Here is a 19,080-nt window from a genome sequence, read left to right as displayed (position 1 = left end):
GGTTTATCTTAGTTATTAGTGAGTGAAATAGATCATTGCAGAACCCGCCCCTACAAAACGGTTTGCTGATCATTATTAAATGATTGTATTTCTTTCTTGATTTTCTGTGGCGATGATGTGAATATCAATATCGGGAAGCGATCGCATTAAACGCTGAATAATTGAGCCTTTAAAGAATAATTGCCAGCGAGAACGATGGGTTTCACCGATGACAATTTGAGTAATTCTTTGAGTCTGAGCAACTTCTACAATTGTATCTAAAACATTCGTTGATTGAACTCGAATAAATTCTCCATGAAATTCTTTACAGAGTCGTTCACAAGTTTCTATATGGATGCTATCTTCTTTGGAGAGAAACTGATTCTGATTATCTACAAATAAACCGTATAATTTGGCATTCATGTAATTAGAAACTCTTGCGCCTCGTCGCAAAAGTCTGATAGAATTAGGATAAGTGGAAATACAAACTAAAACCCGTTCACGGATATTGCAATAGTCAGATTTATTCCCATTACAACCACTTTCTTCGACATTATCCGCAACTTCTCGCAGTGCTAACTCCCGCAGTGCAATTAAATTACGTCGTTTAAAGAAATGATTCAACGCCTGATCAATTTTTTCAGGAGCATATATTTTCCCTTCTTTTAGCCGTTCTTGAAGGGTTTCTGGGGTGACATCAACGACAACCACTTCGTCGGCTTCATCCAAAACAGAATCAGGAACTCGTTCTCGAACAACTATACCTGAAATGCGAAAGACTAAATCATTTAAACTTTCGAGATGTTGAATATTAACCGTTGAATACACATCAATTCCGGCGGCGAGAATTTGTTCGACATCTTGATAACGTTTGACAAACTTTGAACCGGGAATATTGGTGTGCGCGAGTTCATCGATTAACACCAGTTGAGGCTGCCTTTCTATTATGGCATCTGTATCCATTTCTGTCAAGCTTCGATGGGATAAAATCACATTTTTGCGAGGAATTAATTCTAACCCCATCGCTTTATTTGCAGTGTCTTCTCGTCCATGAGTTTCTAACAGTCCAATTACCACATCAATTCCATCTTGTTTGATAATTTTTCCTTCTTCCAACATCCGGTAAGTTTTACCAACACCGGGCGCCATTCCAATAAAAATTTTGTGTTTTCCGCGACGAAGTGACACTTTATTTTTTCCTGTAACTGGAGAATTAACGGTTTTCAAAATTTCGTTGGATTTAATCATTTTTATTTTTCTGAGAAACCGGGTTTCTCTACGAAAAATCTAGACAAGCTTATAGAAGTTGCAAGAAACCCGGTTTCTGATAGTACATCAAAAGAAATTTCAGAAAAACCGGGTTCGATAACGAAAAATATAGACAAGCTTATAGAAGTTGTAAGAAACCCGGTTTCTGATAGTTATGCAAGAATAAACCGATGTAAATTTGATACACCCCAATCCCGATAATTGAATTAACTCAGTTGATTTAAAGCCAAATTCAACTTGAGGACATTAACGCCCGGTTCTCCGAAAATTCCGAGAAAGCGTTTGTCGGTATTTTGAACAATTAATTCTTGAATTTCTTCGGGAGAAATTGAACGGGCTTGTGCGACTCTTGCAACTTGAACTTGAGCCGCTTCTGGGGTAATATGAGGGTCTAAACCCGAACCAGAAGCATAAACTAAATCAGCAGTGGGTTCAATTCCGGCTTGTTGAAGTCGAGTTATTTCCTGTTGAATTCGGGTGATTAAATCAGGATTACTCGGTGCAAGATTACTCGCCCCTGAAATTCCTGTTGGTGCGCTATCTTCACCCTGACTATAATTAATGGTACTCGGACGACTCCAAAAATAGCGTTCAGAAGTGAAAGATTGTCCGATTAAAGCAGAACCAATAATTTCACCTTGAGCGTTTGTAATTAAACTTCCATTGGCTTGATAGGGAAAAGCAACTTGACCGATAATTAGAAGAAAAACCGGATAACAAATGGCGGTGATTACCCACAAAATAAACGTGTTACGAACTCCAATCATTAATTCTGAAATCATGTGTTGAACTCCTATTAGGTTAACGACTTTTAAATTGAGACTTAAGCGAGATTAAAAACTTTGTGTTTTTGGGTTTGATTGCGTCGCAGTCTCCGAATATTTTTAAAACGGGTGATACGACTGGGGAAATAATGTTCTGAGGTGACAGTCTGTTCAAAAGCAACAGCATTTTCAACAGATAAGCTTGGGGAAGCGATAACGGAATTATTCATCGGTTCAATAAACGCCAATTGACCGATTGTTAATAGACTCAATGGATAGAGAATCAACAGAAGAATTCCCCGGATTATAGTATTGTGAATTCTGATGATAAATTGTTTCATCATGGGATTGACTCCTTTTCAAGCAACGAATATAAATTGTTAGCCTTCGTTTAAATATTGTTTGGGTTTTTTACGGCGTTCGATGCGGCGTTTTCTAACATCGGAAAGTCGGCGTTTGAACCGAGAAAAACGGATAACTTCGCGAAGTTCTAGAAGTAATTCTCTTAGCATGATTAAAACCTCTCGGGTTGAAGAATGACAACAAATAGATAAACAGCAAGTCCGATAACGACTAATCCTAAAAGTCCTAAAGCATAGGCGGAACTTTTAGCAATATTGTTGTTAGTCGCCGCATAAACTAAGGGTGCGAGAACCACATTGAAACAAAGTGCTAAAAACAGACTTAGGGAGAGTTTTCGATTGACGAATCGACTCCCAATTAAATCACAGGTTTCGAGAAAAGAATTCAGTTTCATTGTCCGTAGGGGCGCAAGGCTTGCGCCCCGATAAATGTACAAAAATTGTCGGATATTTTGTTTGTAGATAGGTGAGGATTTGTGTTTATATAAATTGACAAATCCTTGGAAATACTGAAATGTTTGGTTGTGTAGCGGGTTTATATAAATAATTGACCAACATCGAGATTGTTGCCGAACCCGCCCCTACAAAATCACCCTTTTTTACTGTTTGGTTGTGTAGTAGGGCGGGTTTATATAAATAATTGATTAAAATCGAGATTGTTGCCGAACCCGCCCCTACAAAATCACCCTTTTTTGCTGTTTGGTTGTGTAGCATAATTTTTCAGATTTCCTGTCCGTTACGCCAAACCAATCGCCGAAATCGTCACATCAATAATTTTGATAGCGATAAACGGTGCAATCACACCTCCAAGACCATAAATTAAGATATTGCGTTGTAACAATTGATTTGCCGTCAACGGACGAAACTTAACCCCCGTTAACGCCAACGGAATTAACGCCGGAATAATCAAAGCATTGTAAATCAACGCCGAAAGAACCGCCGAATTCGGACTATTTAAACCCATGATATTTAACGCCCCAATTCCTGCACCAGCAAACATCGCCGGAATAATTGCAAAATATTTTGCAATATCATTCGCCACCGAAAAAGTGGTTAAAGCGCCGCGAGTAATTAACAGTTGTTTTCCAATCGTAACCAAATCAATTAACTTCGTCGGGTCCGAATCTAAATCCACCATATTCGCCGCTTCTTTCGCCGCTTGAGTTCCCGAATTCATCGCTAAACCGACATTTGCTTGGGCTAAAGCAGGCGCATCATTTGTACCATCACCCGTCATTGCGACTAACTTTCCTTGGGCTTGTTCTTGTTGAATAACTTGAATTTTTTCTTCGGGTGTAGCTTCGGCGATAAAATCATCAACCCCCGCTTCTTTAGCGATAACAGACGCCGTAATGCGGTTATCTCCGGTTAACATTACGGTGCGAACTCCCATCCGACGGAGTTGATTAAAACGTTCGCGAATTCCGGGTTTGATAATATCTTTGAGGTAAATTACGCCGTAAATTTCGTTATCCCGACAAACCGCCAAAGGTGTTCCTCCGAGTAACGAAACCCTCTCATAAGCGGTATTCACATCCTCTGAAGGTTGTCCCCCTCGGGAACGAACAAACCCCCGTATCGCGTCTACGGCGCCTTTGCGAACTTCGCCCCCGTCGGGTAAGTCGGTTCCGCTCATGCGAGTTCGGGCGGAAAATTCCACTCCTTCGGCTTTTTCGATGTTAAAATTCAGTTGGGCGCCCATTCCTTCGGCTAACCGCACGATGGATTTTCCTTCGGGAGTGGTATCAAAAATACTCGCAGCAAGGGCAATTTTAGCGACGTCTTCCACGCTGTATCCATCAACGGGAATAAATTCTTCGGCGAGTCGATTTCCTAACGTAATGGTTCCGGTTTTATCTAATACTAAGGTATTGACATCGCCGCAAGCTTCCACCGCCCGTCCTGATGTTGCAACTACGTTAAATTGAGCAACTCTATCCATTCCCGCAATGCCAATTGCACTTAAAAGTCCGCCAATTGTTGTGGGAATTAAGGCAACTAATAATGCAATTAACAGGGTGATGCTAACAGGACTATTGGCATAAAACGCAACCGGGGGAATGGTTGCAATTACAATTAAAAAGACTAAAGTCAAAACCGCCAGAAGAACCGTTAGGGCGATTTCGTTGGGGGTTTTGCTGCGTTCTGCCCCTTCAACTAATGCAATCATCCGGTCAATAAATCCTTTTCCGGGGTCAGCCGTCACGCGGATAATCAATTCATCGGAGATAATTCGGGTTCCGCCCGTGACTGAACTGGCGACATCCGAACCCGCTTCTTTGAGAACTGGCGCCGATTCTCCGGTAATTGCCGATTCGTCAACCGAGGCGACTCCCTCCAACACTTCACCATCGGCGGGAATCACGTCCCCGGCTACGACTTGAATGCGATCGCCCTGTCTGAGGTCGGTCGAACTCACCTGTTCGATTGTACCATCTGGGAGCAATTTTCGCGCGGTGGTTTCGGATTTTGTTGATCGTAACGCATCGGCTTGGGCTTTTCCCCGTCCTTCGGCGACGGCTTCGGCAAAGTTGGCAAACACAACGGTGAACAACAAAATAACCGCAATTAAACCGTTAAATAAATAGAGATTGTCTCCGGTTACGGTACCGAATAAGTTGGGGTTTACGGTTAATAAAGCGGTGATTATTGTTCCCACCAATACCACAAACATGACGGGATTTTTTGCCATGATGCGGGGGTTGAGTTTGATGAAGGCTTGTTTGAAGGCGCGTTGATATAAACCGGACAAATTGGGTAACGGATGGTTTGGTTTTGAGATTTTGGAGTTCATGCTTTTGGAAACGGATTGGGTAACGGATGGTTTGGTTTTGAGATTTTGGAGTTCATGCTTTTGGAAACGGATTGGGTAACGGATGGGTTTTTTTTGAGATTTTGGAGTTCATGCTTTTGGAAACGGATTGGGTAACGGATGGGTTTTTTTGAGATGGATGGGTTGGTTTTGGGTTAGGAAATGCTGGCTATTTTAAAGGCTTCGGCTACGGGACCTAAGACTAAAACGGGTAGGAAGGTTAAGGCACCTAAAATGACGATAGCCCCGGCGGTGATACTGGTAAATAAAATGGTGTCTGTTCGCAAGGTTCCTGCGGTTTCGGGAACGGGTTGTTTGCGAGTCATATTATCAGCGAGTAATAACAGCGCGATAATTGGAATATAACGCCCTAAAAGCAGTGAAAAACTGGCGCTGAGGTTCCACCAAAGGGTATTATCGCTGAGTCCTTCAAAGCCGGAACCGTTGTTAGCCGCCGCCGAAGCATATTCATAGATGACTTGAGAAATTCCGTGAAAACCGGGGTTGGTAATTCCTGAGAGGATATCGGGAAAAGCGAGGGTAATTGCTGCGGGAATTAAGATGGCTATGGGATGAACCAGTAACACCACGCTTGCGAGAACAATTTCTCGTTTTTCGATTTTCCGTCCCAAAAACTCGGGGGTTCGTCCGACCATTAATCCGGTTAGGAAAACGGACAAAATTAGAAAGATAAACAGATAAGCGGTTCCGGTTCCTTGTCCGCCCCAAATAATTTGTAAAAACAAATCGGACAATGTGGTAAAACCGCCCGCAGGCATTAATGAGTCGTGCATTCCGTTCACTGCACCGCACATTGTTCCGGTTGTAGAAACCGCCCAAAGTGCTGTTAACGCCCAACCAAAGCGCACTTCTTTTCCTTCAAAATTTGCTGCGGGTTCGCCTAAAATGCCGTTAACAATGGGGTTGCCTTGGTATTCGCCAATCGCCGTAATTGCAATTAAGATTGTAAACAGAATAAATACCATCCCAAAGACTAACCAACCTTGTTTTCGGTTATCTGCCATGATGCCGTAAGTATGAATTAATCCGGCTGGAATAATCAGCATAATGACTGTTTCTAAGAAGTTGGTAAATCCGTTAGGGTTTTCAAAGGGATGTGCAGAATTGATTCCAAAAAATCCCCCGCCATTTTCACCGAGTTCTTTGATAATTTCAAAGTGGGCAACCGGACCGCGAGCGATATATTGGGTTGCGCCTTCTAGGGTGGTAATTTCCGCAGGTGCGGCTAAGGTTTCGGGAACTCCAGCGATGAGTAAAATAATCCCACCAATGATAGAAATGGGGAGTAAAATTCGGGTAATGGATTGGGTTAAGTCAACGTAAAAGTTGCCCAAAGGTTTACCCGTTAGTCCGCGAATAAAGGCAATTGCAACGGCAATTCCTGTCCCCGCCGAGGTAAACATTAAAAACCCTAACGCCAGCATTTGTGAGAAGTAACTATAGGTTGTTTCTCCTGAATAATGCTGTTGGTTTGTATTCGTAACAAATGAAATAGCGGTGTGTAGGGCTAAATCCCAACTGGGGGGGTTTAATTGAGTTGGGTTAAGCGGTAAAATCCCTTGCAATAGGAAGATTGAAAACACGAATATTCCCATCACAAGGTTACTAAAAAGTACCGCCCGAATATATTGCCAACCGTTCATCGAGTCTTTGAAATGAACTCCGCTTCCGGCATAAATAAACTGTTCAACGGGCTTTAATATTCGGTCGAGTGCGGTTCTTTGATGTAAAAAAACACGCGCCATATAAGCCCCTAAAAGCGGAGCAATTAGCAGCAAAATGAATAAAGTTAGAGCAATTTGAAAGAATCCTTGTAACATGGTTTGAGAAAATACTATTATTTAGATATTTGAGAAACTGACAAGGGTTTTAATTTCTTTAAACAAAGTTGTAATTCGGGTGAATACATGGGATTAATAGCAACAGCTAATAAAACGTCATCGCACTTAACTTCGGGATTTTCGCTCACAAAAATAACGTTATTTCCTCGAACTAATCCCAGCATTTGACATTCTTCTGGTAGAACGATATCTCTCAATCTAATGCCACAGTAACAACTCTTAAAACAAACTCTGATACTTACTGCTGTGGGTTTTTCTCGGTGCATCATTTTCCTGAAATAGCCTAAATTTGGCTATCGATAAAATAGTTGATAGCTTGATTATGCCGAAGATTTCACCAAAAAAGAAGGTATAGAGGCGAGTTAATTGGAAATTTATATTAACCTGTTTAAGCCGAAGAATATAGAAGCGTTTAGCTTGAAGCTAAACATCTATATCAGCAGGTATAGATTTGCCTAAACGCCCGGTTTGTTATTAAACTAGATAATTAATCGAGATCGGGCTATCGCCGATTATTAAACTCTTTTTGGTCATTCAATATGCAATTTAGATTACCCGCTTTCTTTCATCGTCTCTGGCTGTATCTTCCCTATACTCAATGGCTAATTGTACTGGTATTTGCGATTGTTATTGCTTTAGAATATTCCACTCCGCCGCCCTATGTGTTTGGCTATCTGTATATTGGGGCAATATTACTGGCTAACTCACACCTCAGTCGCAAAGCCACTGCACAAGTGGTCTTATTTGCGGTAATATTAACTGTATTAAACTTAGTCATACCGGGATTAGAAGCGATTTCACCTGCAACGGTTGCTAATCGTTTTATTGCTGTTACCGCTTTAATTGTCACGGGTTGGTTAAGTCAAAAAAACCGCAGCTACGAAGAAGCAATAGCCCGTCAACGAATGCAATTATTTGCCCAAAAAAAACTGATTCAATTACGAGAAGATTTTGCGTCTACTCTAACTCACGATTTGAAAACGCCCCTTTTAGGTGCAATTGAAACTTTAATCGCCTTTGAACAGGGAAAATTCGGCGCAGTTACTTCAACACAAACTAAAGTGATTGATATTATCAAACGGAGTCACCAAAATACTTTACAACTGGTGGAAACGTTACTCGATGTTTACCGCAATGATACGGAAGGTTTGCAGTTAAAACGAAAGTCTGTAGACTTAGTAATCTTAGCCGAAGAAGCGATTTCAACCCTAACAACTCTCGCTTCTAGTCGTCAAGTTTACATCCGTTTAACCCAAGAAAACTCCGATTTTCGTTCCCGATGTTGGGTGAATGCAGACCCCCTACAATTGCTGCGTGTCCTCGTTAACCTGATTTCTAATGGAATTAATCATTCTCGTCGCGGAAGCACTGTACAGGTGATGCTGATGGCGGATAATGGCGATTTTGTGGTAAAAGTAATAGATGAAGGTCAAGGCATTCGAGATGAGGAACTCCCGATGTTATTTGAACGCTTCTATCAAGGAAATGGCGATCGCCAAGCCAAAGGTTCGGGATTAGGACTTTACCTCAGTCGTCAAATTGTAGAGGCGCATGGTGGTAAAATTTGGGCAGAACAGCGATCGCCTCATGGTGCGATATTCTCCTTTCGTCTTTCGGCTGAAATTTCCTCTGCGATGGCGAATTCTTAATTAATGAACCCCAAACCGTTAAACATTTTATTAGTAGAAGATGACGAATTATTTCGTCTCGGTTTAGTCACTCGACTTCAGCAAGAAGGAGATATTCTAATTGTCGCAGAAGCCGAAGATGGAGAAACAGCCGTAGAATTGGTGAGTCAGTATTCGTTAAATGTCGTGATTTTAGATGTCGGACTTCCCGGAATTGGTGGCGTAGAAGCCTGTCGCCAAATCAAACAAAAACAGCCCTTACTTCCGGTTTTAGTTTTGACTTCTCACTCTCAAAAACCTCTGATTAATCGCTTAATTGAAGCCAAAGCACAAGGGTATTGTTTAAAAGGAATTGCACCGGAAGCATTAATATTAGCCATTCGTTCGGTAGCCGCAGGTGCTTCTTGGTGGGACCCGATGGCGACTCAAGAAATACAAGAAACCTTTGGACGATTTGCAGAGGTTCCAGAAGGTTCAGAAGCATATTCTGCGAGTAATCCTTTAACGAAAAGAGAACAGGAAATATTAGCTTTAATTGCTTCGGGTAAATCTAATCAAGAAATAGCTGATATTTTGTATATTGCACCGGGGACTGTACGAGTTCATGTGCATACTATTTTGAAGAAATTAAATGCACGCGATCGCACCCAAGCGGCTTTAGTTGCTATACAAAAGAAACTGGTTGCAGCGAATTTTTTGGAGTAAAGCCGAAGCATTGATTCTCATCAACTTTGAAGCGGTTTGATTTTCGACAAAAGATAGACAGATCGGCGATCGCTTCTCTTGAGAAAAAGGGATTTGTGCCGGAATGTTACAGATTGTTGCATTTGTTCACAAAAATGAGACGTAAACCCCGTGATCCCCTAATCTGAAGGATGGTATAGTGATGCCAATATATTCCCTTGTTATCAAGGGATGGCTTAACAGCCAGATGAAGTTATCAACGTTAACTTTGAGATTAAGGAGATTTTAAGTGGCGCTTCCTTTATTAGAGTACACACCCATTAGCCAAAATGTACGGGTTGCCGGATACGAAGTCGGGAGTGATGAACAACCCAAAAAGTTTTCGTCTGAAAATTTACCCTCTGGGGCGGAATGGGACGAATTAATTTGGGCGGCTTATCGCCAAATTTTCAGTGAACACCAGCTTCTCAAGAGCAACCGTCAAAAGATTTTGGAGTCTCAGCTTAAATTTGGTCAAATTACCGTGCGAGACTTCATCCGGGGTTTAGCAACTTGTGATCCTTTCCTGCGGTTCAACTACCAAACCAACAGCAACTACCGTTTTGTGGAAATGTGTGTTCAGCGCATTTTAGGACGGGACGTTTACAGCGAACGGGAAAAAATCGCTTGGTCTATCGTTGTTGCAACCAAAGGGCCATTAGGCTTTATCAATGCCCTGGTTGAAAGTGATGAGTATCTCGAAAACTTTGGATATGATACCGTTCCCTACCAACGTCGTCGGGTTCTCCCCCAACGTAACCAGGGAGAAACACCGTTCAACCTGAAAACCCCTCGTTACAACGAGTATCACCGCAATCAGTTAGGTTTCCCTCAAATCGTTTGGCAAACCACTGTGCGTCGCTTTGTTCCTCAAGAGAAGCAAGTCAAAGCAGGCGATCCTTCAATGTTCTTGGGTATGGCGCGGGAAGTTTCTCCTGGCGTCAATAAAATCACCCAAGTTGCAGTCGGTAACATCAATATTGAGATGATGGTTCCTTACCGCAAAAAATAAAGCTCTAACGATTAATTAGAAGAGCAATTTTTGAAGGTCGTTGATTGTCGCTGTCAGGAGTTAGAAGTTAGGAGTCCGTTGCTTAGTGCAGAAGACGCTTAAGGTTTAGCACTTGACAGCGACTATTTTATTTTTACAAGTTCTATAAAAAAGAACGCACAACACCATTGAGATCAGATTCAATGGGATTTCCTAACGCTTTAAATTTCCACTGTCCGTTCTCTTTATAGACTTCTCCCATCAACATGGAAATTTTTCCATCATAAGAGGGTTCTCCAGACAAGCTATAACGAGCAATTTCAATTCCCGCCGCATCTACAGCCCGCACAAATGCGTTTTCAATCATCCCAAAGTTTTGCTTTCTAGCCACTCCCTCATAAATATTCACCCCCAAAACAATGCGTTCATAGACTTCGGGAAGGCTATTGAGATAGAGAAAAATCTGTTCATCATCGCCATTACCTTCGCCTGTGAGGTTATCTCCTGAATGCACAACCGTTTTATCGTTAGATTGCAAATGAGCGTAATAAATCACATCTTCTTTGTAGTTTTTTAACTTATTATTTCTCCCCAGTAAAAGAGCATATCCATCTAAATCAAAATCAACCGTTTTACCCAGTAATCCTTCAATTAATCCTTTCGGTTTGGCGACATCCCAACCGAGTCCCATTGTCAATCTCGATAAATCATATTCACTTTTATCGAGAACGATGCTTTGCCCTTTTTTTAAGTTAATTGCCATTTTTCTGAAAATATTATATTGAGCAATATTCTGGTTACAGCAGAAGTCAGGAGACAGGAGACAGGAGACAGAATTGAAACCTTTATCATAAAAGGATTTGACAGAAAAACAGTGTCCTAATCAAAGGCTTCGACTGCTATATAACCTTGCCTAAAACCTCTCTACTGTTGTTACACGTACTTGTCTACAAAGCTTTGTAAACCTGCATTATAACCCTGTCCAACCGCTTGAAATCGCCATTCGCCATCTTTTCGATAAAGTCGGCCAAATTCAACTGATGTCTCTCTAGAAAAGTCTTCCTCTAAATCATATCGGGTGACTTCAGTATTCGTTTCCGAATCATAAATTCGGATAAAAGAGTTACGAACCTGTCCGAAGTTTTGGCGGCGTTGATCAGCTTCGTGAATGGTGACAACAAAAATCAATTCTTGAATGGCGGAATTAATTTGAGTTAAATTAATTTCAATCGTCTCATCATCTCCACTCGCTTCGCCTGTGCGACTATCTCCTAAATGTTTGACTGAACGATCAGGAGAGAGTAAATTATTGTAAAACACAAAGTATTCATCCTCGGGAATTTTGCCATTTTCACTCAGCATAAATACAGAAGCATCCAAGTCAAATTCCCCACCCGTATCGGTAACATTCGCATCCCAACCTAACGCCACTCCGACTTTTTTGAGTCCGGGTGCTTCTTTAGCCAGGTTGATTCGTTCTCCCTTTTTGATGTTGATTGACATAGTTATAACTCAATCTTTACCCTTTACTCAAAGTCTTTATCTAACTAGGCGTACTGAGCTACATAAGCTTCTAAATCAGAATTTGACCCTTGTCCAACGGCTTTAAATTGCCACTCATTTCCCTCTTTAGACAACCGTCCGATTTCCACAGAAGTTTCTCGGGAAAAATCTTCTTCTAACTCATAACGGGTGACTTCGGTTTGGGTTTCTTCATCATAAATTCGGATCGATGAATTTCTCACTTGTCCAAAGTTTTGTCGGCGGGCTTCCGCTTGAAAGATCGTGACAATAAACACTATTTCTTGGATAGAACTATCGACTTTTTGCAAGTCTATTCTGATGGTTTCATCATCACCCTGACCTTTTCCGGTGCGACTATCTCCCGATGACATCACCGCACCATCGCCTGATTCTAGGTTATTATAAAAGACCAAAAACTTTTCACTGGGAATTTTACCATTAGCTCCCAACATAAACACCGAAACATCTAAATCAAAATCAGTGCCGATCTCAGAAGAATTGACATCCCATCCCAGTCCAACCCCAGCTTTTTTCAAGCCCGGAGCTTGTTTGGATAGATTAATGCCTTCACCTTTTTTGAGGTTAATTGTCATGTTTTCTCACTCTATTTACTCAAACAACAAGCGTAACGTCCAATTCTAGCTTCAAGGAAGGACTCACCAATATTAACAGTTAATCCGGTTTCAACCTAACGAAATCTTTTCAGTCCAAAATGTTAACATCGAAAGGTCTAACACCTGCCCCTCGCTTCAGAATTAGCCTGTGTGTATCCCGTTCTCTAGGTCGGTCTACGACCACTCTAATTGTAGCGTAGACGTCTAATCTTGCGACTCAGCTTTTGAAATTCAGGTTAACTCTAACGACGATACAAAGCCTGATATTCAGCTTCGGTGAGCCAATCTTGATCACTCTCGACTCGATCTAAAAACAGGATTCCTTCGAGATGGTCATATTCATGCTGAAAAATACGAGCCACAAAATCCGTCAATTGCTGTTGCTGAAGTTGACCATTTCGATCCCTGTATTCAACCTCAATCGTTTGAAATCTGGCAACCAGTCCCCGTATTCCTGGAACACTCAGACAGCCTTCCCATCCCTTTTCCTGTTCAGTCGAATGACTAACAATTTTCGGGTTAATCATGGCGGTTGGTTCCATCAACGGCGCTTGGGGATAGCGAGGATTAGGACGAGAAGCGACAATAAACAGGCGATCGCTTTGAGAGACTTGGGGCGCCGCAATTCCCACACCGTTAGATTTTATTGTAGTAGCAATTAAATCATCAATCAGGCTTTGAAGACGGGGATCTGAAATTTCAGTAATCGCTTCAGCTTGACGACGCAATACTGGATTTCCCAGTTGAGCAACTTGTAACATATCAACCCTAAAACTCAGATCTCAAAAAATAAGGTAGGCACTCTTGCAACAGGTGACGGGTACGGGTAATTTATGAAGCCACTCCTACAACTGTTAACTGTAAAAACTGATAACTGATTACAATTGTGGGGGTAGATTTCCGGTCATTACACTGAGCGTTAGATTCTGCCCATTGCGGTTAAGTTCCACTTGCAGAGAACTACCGACAATTTTATTTTGAACGATCTGCTGCACGGTTTCGGATTTGCGAACCGATTGACTATCAACTTTTTGAATCACGTCTCCAGGTTGAACTCCTGACTGTTCCGCCGGAGAACCAGGAACCACATTCACCACCAAAACCCCTTCATCTGTGGAAATCGGAGAAGGTAATTCCGGGTTGAGTCGGCGTTTAACTTCTGGAGAGAGCGTCACCATCTCAATCCCCAAATAAGCGTGTTCAGCGCGACCGGTCGCGATTAACTGTTGAGCAATTTGTTGAGCCTTGTTAATGGGAATGGCAAACCCTAGCCCTTGAGCGCCGCTAATAATCGCCGTATTCATCCCGATCACTTCGCCTTGAGCGTTGAGCAGTGGCCCGCCGGAATTTCCGGGGTTAATCGCCGCATCCGTTTGAATAAAGCCGATGCGCTTATCAGGAACACCCACATCGCTACTAGAACGACCTGTAGCGCTAATAATTCCCACCGTTACCGAGTTATCTAAACCCAAGGGATTGCCAATGGCGATCGCCCATTCTCCAGGGGCTAGCTGTTCAGAATCTCCGATGCGAACATTGGGTAGATTATTGGCATCAATTTTAATCACCGCCACATCCGTCACCGAATCTGTCCCTAAAACTTGACCTTCAAATATTCGACCATCCTTGAGAACAACTTGAACAGTATCGGTATCCTCAACCACATGGCTGTTCGTTAAAATATGACCTTCTGAACTGATAATAAATCCTGATCCGGTGCCTTCCTCGGTGGGGGACTCATCAGGTAAACCGGGCGGTTCTCCAAACCCAAAAAACTCATCGGGAAACGGCTGATCAAAGCGATCTAAACCTCGGCGACCCACCCGCCTCGAAGCGTTAATTCGGACAACGGCAGGCCCTACTTGTTCAACCGCCGACACGATAAAGTTGGAGTTGGCGGTTTTGGGAATCGGAAGTGGGGATTTTTGGGCAAACCAAGCGGGTGAATTGGCAGTTAAATCTTCTTTTTCGGAGGGCGTGGGAACTGGGGCGAGTTCCTCTCTGGGGCTGTCTTGCGAGGAGACAATGGTCTGGTTCTCTATCCACCGTTCACCCATGAGAGCGGCTCCGGCTCCAGTGAGCATCAGCATCAGATAGAGTATGGGTTGCTTCCAAAAAACTTTTTCCGTTGTACTACTCATCGCCAGATTATCCGATTGACTAATAGGATTCGTTAACAGGTGTCGGGTCTTTCAGGAGTTAAACCGTTTGAGCCACCATTATAGAGAGCAGTTGTTCAATTGCTTCTCTCAACTGTAACATTATCGCTGCCGGAACAATCGGTTTTTTAACTGAAAGCCTGATTTTTGCCAGCTTCGAGAGTCCTGAAGTGATGGGTTCAACGGTTGAGCTAGGCGTGATTGAGGTGAATCCATTAAACTGGTATTTTTTGTAGACTCGAATGGCAGGCTGTGTACGGGTCTATTGTCCCACAGTGTCCCAACCCTATTCAAATCGGAACTTAGCAGTGGAAATTTCCCTTGAAAGTTTATGGCATCAAGTCTTAGACCGTCTCCAGGTGCAACTGGGTGAACCCACATTTGACACTTGGATCAAAACAGCCAGTCCTGAACGTCTCGAAAGTCATTGTTTGGTGATTCGCACGCCGAACCCTTTTGCTCGCAATTGGTTACAAAAACATTACAAGGAAATCATCGGCGAGGCGGTTCAAGATATTTTAGGCTATACGGTTGAAATTTATGTCACGACGGAAACTGAGACGAGTCTAGAAAATGTTGAAGCCCAACAACTCATCTGGCCGTCTCATGTCGCCGAATCTCCCGCTACTCAGCGACTTAAACCGACGAACCTCAATCCTAAATATCAGTTTTCTCGCTTTGTTGTCGGGGCGAATAGTCGTTTAGCTCATGCTGCGGCGTTGGCTGTGGCTGAGTCTCCTGGACGAGAGTTTAACCCGTTATTTTTGTGTGGCGGTGTGGGTTTAGGGAAAACTCACTTGATGCAAGCGATTGGACATTATCGGATTGAAATTAATCCCGATGCTAAGGTTTTTTATGTTTCGACTGAAAAGTTTACAAATGATTTAATCGCGGCAATTCGCAAAGATAGTATGCAAAGTTTCCGAGAACATTATCGGGCGGCGGATGTATTATTAGTTGATGATATTCAGTTTATTGAAGGTAAAGAATATACTCAAGAGGAATTTTTTCACACGTTTAACACATTACATGAAGCCGGACAACAGGTGGTTCTCGCGGCTGACCGTCCTCCGAATCAAATTCCTCGCTTACAAGAACGGTTATGTTCTCGTTTTTCGATGGGGTTGGTGGCTGATATTCAACCGCCTGATTTGGAAACCCGCATGGCAATTTTGCAGAAAAAAGCCGAATATGAAAATGTACGCCTTTCTAAAGAGGTGATCGAATATATTGCGACTCGTTACACTTCTAATATTCGCGAACTTGAAGGGGCATTAATTCGGGCGGTTGCTTATACTTCTATTTCGGGTTTATCGATGACAGTAGAAAATATTGCTCCGGTTCTTAATCCGGCTGAAAAGCCGGAAGAATCTTCTCCTGAAGCTGTTATTCAAACGGTTGCAGAAACGTTTAAAGTCTCTGTTGATGATTTAAAAGGGAATTCTAGACGCCGAGAAATTAGTGTAGCGCGTCAGGTGGCGATGTATTTGATGCGACAACATACGGATTTGAGTTTGCTGAAAATTGGGGAATTATTTGGAGGAAAAGACCATACAACCGTGATGTATTCCTGTGAAAAAATTGCTCAGTTGCGTAATCGAGATCTCGAGTTAGCACAAACCCTCAGACAGTTGAGTGATAAAATTAACTATACTAGCCGATATCACTAACCTTTCTTCAAAGTTTCCCCCGGCTTGATCGTTTCTACCAGGGGAAATCTTCAATTTATAAACGTGCGAAACCCTTGATAACAACTACTACTGAGGAGCCTTCACTTCTAATATCCCTGAAGTCGAAAAGACCACTTCAAACACCGTCGCCGCTTCCGTTGCTGTCGCGTCAGACTTCACCAAGGTAGGAAGGGGTGTATTGTTGACGTTGTTTTTAGCAACTTGAGTTTTGGGTTCGTAGCTGATAATCTCACCATTGCTATTCAGCTTCACCACATAGGCTGAATCTCCTTCAACCGGAGAACTCCAAGCTGAGTCAATTGTATTATAGAGAGTCTGGCTTAACTCGGTTGTATCCACGCTTGAGGCAGCCGCCGCAGTGGTTGTTTGTCCTGTTGCCATCTCTGGGGTAGATGCGGCGATTTCACCGTCTCCTGCTTCGCCTGCGGCGGGGTTGAGGGTGTCCGGTTGGGTGGGTGGGGTTGCTGTAGGATCTGTAAGATCTGCGGTGGGTTGAGTTGTCTCAACGTTAGGGGAAGCAGTGGGTACTGATGTCGTCGGAGAGACAGGCGGTAAACCGGAGGGGTTAGAAGCAGTTGGATCGGTTGTCGGCGCTGTGACTCCGGGCTGAGTGGTTTGTAATTGAGAGGGGGAAGCCGTTGGATCTGTTGTTGTTGTTGTTGTTGATCCTGTCACCCCGGGCTGAGTAGTTTGTAATTGAGAGGGGGAAGCCGTTGGATCTGTTGTTGTTGTTGTTGTTGTTGATCCTGTGACTCCAGGCTGAGTGGTTTGTAATTGAGAGGGGGAAGCCGTTGGATCTGTTGTTGGCGGTGTCACCCCAGGCTGAGTAGTTCCTAATTGGGAAGGAGAAACGCTAGAGTTTGTGTTTGTACCCATCTCGGTTTGTGGGGTAGCCGATGTAACAGAAGTCGGAGTTTCGATGTCTTCAACAACAATTACACTGGGTTCGGTTGATGCCGATGGGCTGATGGATTCTACTTCTTCACTCTTGCTGCTCAGGGTTTCCGGGGAGGGACTCGCCATTAGAGAACCCACCAATGATCCTAACACCACTAACGCTAACGCCACCTTGGAAGCAATTTGAACCCCAGGCGAGAGTGGTGATGTCGCGACGGATTTTACGGGCGATAGGTGACTGGTGTGCTGGGTTTCTGATGGAGTAGACGATGAATCATATTTTGTCTGCATATTTAACACCTCTGCTGTTCTAAAATAAGAATTGGGTGCTATTCTTACACATTTCTAGTCCCTTTCTCATTCCTACCCGGTCGGGTTTGCCGAAATTTTCAGTCTGGTGTTCTGATTGTTCCTCAGATTAACGATTGTCAAAGTTGTCTAGGATACAATTTTTCGGTGAATTGCGGTGGGTAGCGATCGCCGACTGGGGATCGTTGAGAGGTTGATGATTCAGCCGTCTCGGCCATTGGCTTGTCGTCTGATTTCCCTAGCAATCAGGACAAACTGACAACAGCACTTAAAATTTCTCCCTCCAGACAGTCTTTGTTTTTTACCGAGTGAACTACCGACACTATAATCGCTTCGATTTAGTGTCGGCTTCTAATATCGCGGGGGAATGCCTTAGAACGGACTTGCGTCCCAACTTTGGTCTTACTCCCCCTCCATTAGCAGAAACGGCTGTTCCATCCGTCTGTATTATTCTGATACCTTCCGCTCTTATATTTTTTGCTGCATTGCCATCACGGTCGTGACGAGTACCGCAGTGAGGACAAGTCCACTCTCTAATATCAAGGGGTAACTCATCAATCTGGTAATAGCAATTAGAGCAGAGTTTAGAACTGGGGAACCATCGGTCAATCTCTACCAACTTCCCGCCTTTCTGTTCTAGCTTATAGGCTAAAAAGTTGGTAAATATTCCCCATCCTGCATCAGAAATAGCTTTAGCTAAATTGTGATTGCGTACCATGCCTTTGACATTAAGATTTTCTACTACGACAACTTGGTTCTCGTTGACGAGTTTTCTTGATAACTTATGTAGAAAATCCTGACGGGATTTTGTTACCCGTTCGTACACTTTAGCTACAGTTCTTTTAGCTTTGTTTCTTGAATTACTTCCTTTTTGTTTTTTGGCTAACTTCTGTTGCTTACGTTTGAGGTTTTTCTCATGTTTAGCTAAATGTCTAGGATTATTGTACTTAGACACTTTATTACCATCACTGGTGATAGCAAAATGAGTCAAACCTAAGTCGATTCCAATTACTCTACCCTCAGTTGAAACCGTTGGATTTTTACCCTCGGTTTCGGTCAGTATTGATGCAAAGTATTTTCCTGATGGGTCTAAACTGACTGTTACGGTTTTTATTTTTCCTTCTATATCCCTGTGTAGTTTAGCTTTAACTTTGCCAAGTTTACCTGGAAACTGAACGAAATTCTCAAGTACCTTAACATTCTGAGGATACTGAATCGACTGCTTACCATGCTTCGACTTATAACGAGGAAACCTAGCACGTCCTGCAAAAAAGTTCTTGTAGGCTGTTGTTAGATTGAGCGTCGTTGCGTGGCATACTTGGCTGTAGCACTCAGATAACCATAAGGTTTCTTCCGCTTTTTTGAGTTTTGGTAAGAAGGCATTAAGTGCTGACTGACCAAGGCTTTTCCCTGTTTCTTTATAGGTCTCGATTGACTTATTTAGACCGTAATTCCACCACCATCTAGCACAACCAAAGTGCTGAGACAGTAATACC

At 42.8% G+C, this 19,080-nt stretch carries 19 protein-coding genes; 4 read left to right on the top strand and 15 right to left on the bottom strand.

The window, feature by feature from the left end; all coding sequences use genetic code 11:
- Positions 1–75: 75 nt before the first annotated feature.
- The 8 genes from WN50_RS16155 to WN50_RS16120 form a co-directional block, all read right to left on the bottom strand.
- Positions 76–1,227: a histidine kinase gene (locus tag WN50_RS16155; RefSeq protein ID WP_046279700.1), complete on the bottom strand. Its 1,152-nt coding sequence runs from the start codon at positions 1,225–1,227 to the stop codon at positions 76–78.
- Between the two features lie 227 nt (positions 1,228–1,454).
- The gene (kdpC, locus tag WN50_RS16150; protein ID WP_046279699.1) at positions 1,455–2,030 is read right to left on the bottom strand and encodes a K(+)-transporting ATPase subunit C; all 576 of its coding nucleotides are present in this window, start codon (positions 2,028–2,030) and stop codon (positions 1,455–1,457) included.
- A 41-nt stretch (positions 2,031–2,071) separates the two neighbouring features.
- Positions 2,072–2,356, bottom strand: a complete 285-nt coding sequence (locus tag WN50_RS16145; protein ID WP_152964834.1) for a hypothetical protein — start codon at positions 2,354–2,356, stop codon at positions 2,072–2,074.
- Between the two features lie 36 nt (positions 2,357–2,392).
- Positions 2,393–2,524 (bottom strand): hypothetical protein, encoded by a 132-nt coding sequence (locus WN50_RS36935; RefSeq protein WP_281062891.1) that lies wholly within the window; start codon positions 2,522–2,524, stop codon positions 2,393–2,395.
- 2 nt (positions 2,525–2,526) lie between these two features.
- Positions 2,527–2,769 carry a K(+)-transporting ATPase subunit F gene (kdpF, locus tag WN50_RS16140; RefSeq protein ID WP_046279697.1) on the bottom strand — a complete coding sequence of 81 codons (243 nt, stop codon included), beginning with the start codon at positions 2,767–2,769 and terminating at the stop codon, positions 2,527–2,529.
- A 341-nt stretch (positions 2,770–3,110) separates the two neighbouring features.
- Positions 3,111–5,168 carry a potassium-transporting ATPase subunit KdpB gene (kdpB, locus tag WN50_RS16130; protein WP_046279695.1) on the bottom strand — a complete coding sequence of 686 codons (2,058 nt, stop codon included), beginning with the start codon at positions 5,166–5,168 and terminating at the stop codon, positions 3,111–3,113.
- A gap of 173 nt (positions 5,169–5,341) precedes the next feature.
- Positions 5,342–7,027, bottom strand: a complete 1,686-nt coding sequence (kdpA, locus tag WN50_RS16125) for a potassium-transporting ATPase subunit KdpA (protein WP_046279694.1) — start codon at positions 7,025–7,027, stop codon at positions 5,342–5,344.
- Positions 7,028–7,044: 17 nt separating this feature from the next.
- Complete coding sequence (locus WN50_RS16120) at positions 7,045–7,245, bottom strand: hypothetical protein (protein ID WP_152964833.1); 201 nt, start codon at positions 7,243–7,245, stop codon at positions 7,045–7,047.
- Between the two features lie 342 nt (positions 7,246–7,587).
- Between WN50_RS16120 and WN50_RS16115 the strand changes: the two genes are divergently transcribed.
- The 3 genes from WN50_RS16115 to WN50_RS16105 all read left to right on the top strand — a co-directional run bounded on the left by WN50_RS16115 (position 7,588) and on the right by WN50_RS16105 (position 10,411).
- Positions 7,588–8,697 (top strand): sensor histidine kinase, encoded by a 1,110-nt coding sequence (locus tag WN50_RS16115; protein ID WP_046279692.1) that lies wholly within the window; start codon positions 7,588–7,590, stop codon positions 8,695–8,697.
- A 3-nt stretch (positions 8,698–8,700) separates the two neighbouring features.
- Positions 8,701–9,381: a response regulator transcription factor gene (locus WN50_RS16110; protein WP_046279691.1), complete on the top strand. Its 681-nt coding sequence runs from the start codon at positions 8,701–8,703 to the stop codon at positions 9,379–9,381.
- Positions 9,382–9,649: 268 nt separating this feature from the next.
- Positions 9,650–10,411 (top strand): phycobilisome rod-core linker polypeptide, encoded by a 762-nt coding sequence (locus WN50_RS16105; protein ID WP_046279690.1) that lies wholly within the window; start codon positions 9,650–9,652, stop codon positions 10,409–10,411.
- Between the two features lie 142 nt (positions 10,412–10,553).
- On the opposite strand, the gene WN50_RS16100 is transcribed toward WN50_RS16105, so the two are convergent.
- The 5 genes from WN50_RS16100 to WN50_RS16080 all read right to left on the bottom strand — a co-directional run bounded on the left by WN50_RS16100 (position 10,554) and on the right by WN50_RS16080 (position 14,669).
- Entirely contained in the window at positions 10,554–11,153 is a 600-nt protein-coding gene (locus WN50_RS16100; protein WP_046279689.1) for a TerD family protein, read from the bottom strand.
- Between the two features lie 170 nt (positions 11,154–11,323).
- Positions 11,324–11,893 (bottom strand): TerD family protein, encoded by a 570-nt coding sequence (locus tag WN50_RS16095; protein WP_046279688.1) that lies wholly within the window; start codon positions 11,891–11,893, stop codon positions 11,324–11,326.
- 44 nt (positions 11,894–11,937) lie between these two features.
- Positions 11,938–12,507 carry a TerD family protein gene (locus WN50_RS16090; protein ID WP_046279687.1) on the bottom strand — a complete coding sequence of 190 codons (570 nt, stop codon included), beginning with the start codon at positions 12,505–12,507 and terminating at the stop codon, positions 11,938–11,940.
- Positions 12,508–12,770: 263 nt separating this feature from the next.
- Positions 12,771–13,289: a peptide deformylase gene (gene def, locus WN50_RS16085; RefSeq protein ID WP_046279686.1), complete on the bottom strand. Its 519-nt coding sequence runs from the start codon at positions 13,287–13,289 to the stop codon at positions 12,771–12,773.
- 117 nt (positions 13,290–13,406) lie between these two features.
- Positions 13,407–14,669, bottom strand: coding sequence for an HhoA/HhoB/HtrA family serine endopeptidase (locus tag WN50_RS16080; protein ID WP_046279685.1), 1,263 nt, complete (start codon positions 14,667–14,669; stop codon positions 13,407–13,409).
- A gap of 326 nt (positions 14,670–14,995) precedes the next feature.
- On the opposite strand from WN50_RS16080, the gene dnaA reads away from it, so the two are divergent.
- Positions 14,996–16,357 (top strand): chromosomal replication initiator protein DnaA, encoded by a 1,362-nt coding sequence (gene dnaA, locus WN50_RS16075; protein WP_046279702.1) that lies wholly within the window; start codon positions 14,996–14,998, stop codon positions 16,355–16,357.
- 87 nt (positions 16,358–16,444) lie between these two features.
- Here the strand turns inward: dnaA and WN50_RS16070 are convergent, their stop codons facing one another.
- Positions 16,445–17,566 carry a hypothetical protein gene (locus tag WN50_RS16070; RefSeq protein ID WP_152964832.1) on the bottom strand — a complete coding sequence of 374 codons (1,122 nt, stop codon included), beginning with the start codon at positions 17,564–17,566 and terminating at the stop codon, positions 16,445–16,447.
- Between the two features lie 340 nt (positions 17,567–17,906).
- Positions 17,907–19,073 (bottom strand): RNA-guided endonuclease InsQ/TnpB family protein, encoded by a 1,167-nt coding sequence (locus WN50_RS16065; RefSeq protein WP_049559797.1) that lies wholly within the window; start codon positions 19,071–19,073, stop codon positions 17,907–17,909.
- Between the last annotated feature and the right edge of the window lie 7 nt (positions 19,074–19,080).

The sequence above is a fragment of the Limnoraphis robusta CS-951 genome (assembly GCF_000972705.2).
The sequence above is the reverse complement of the archived record's forward strand: the minus strand, read 5'-3'. Positions and strand labels throughout refer to the sequence as shown.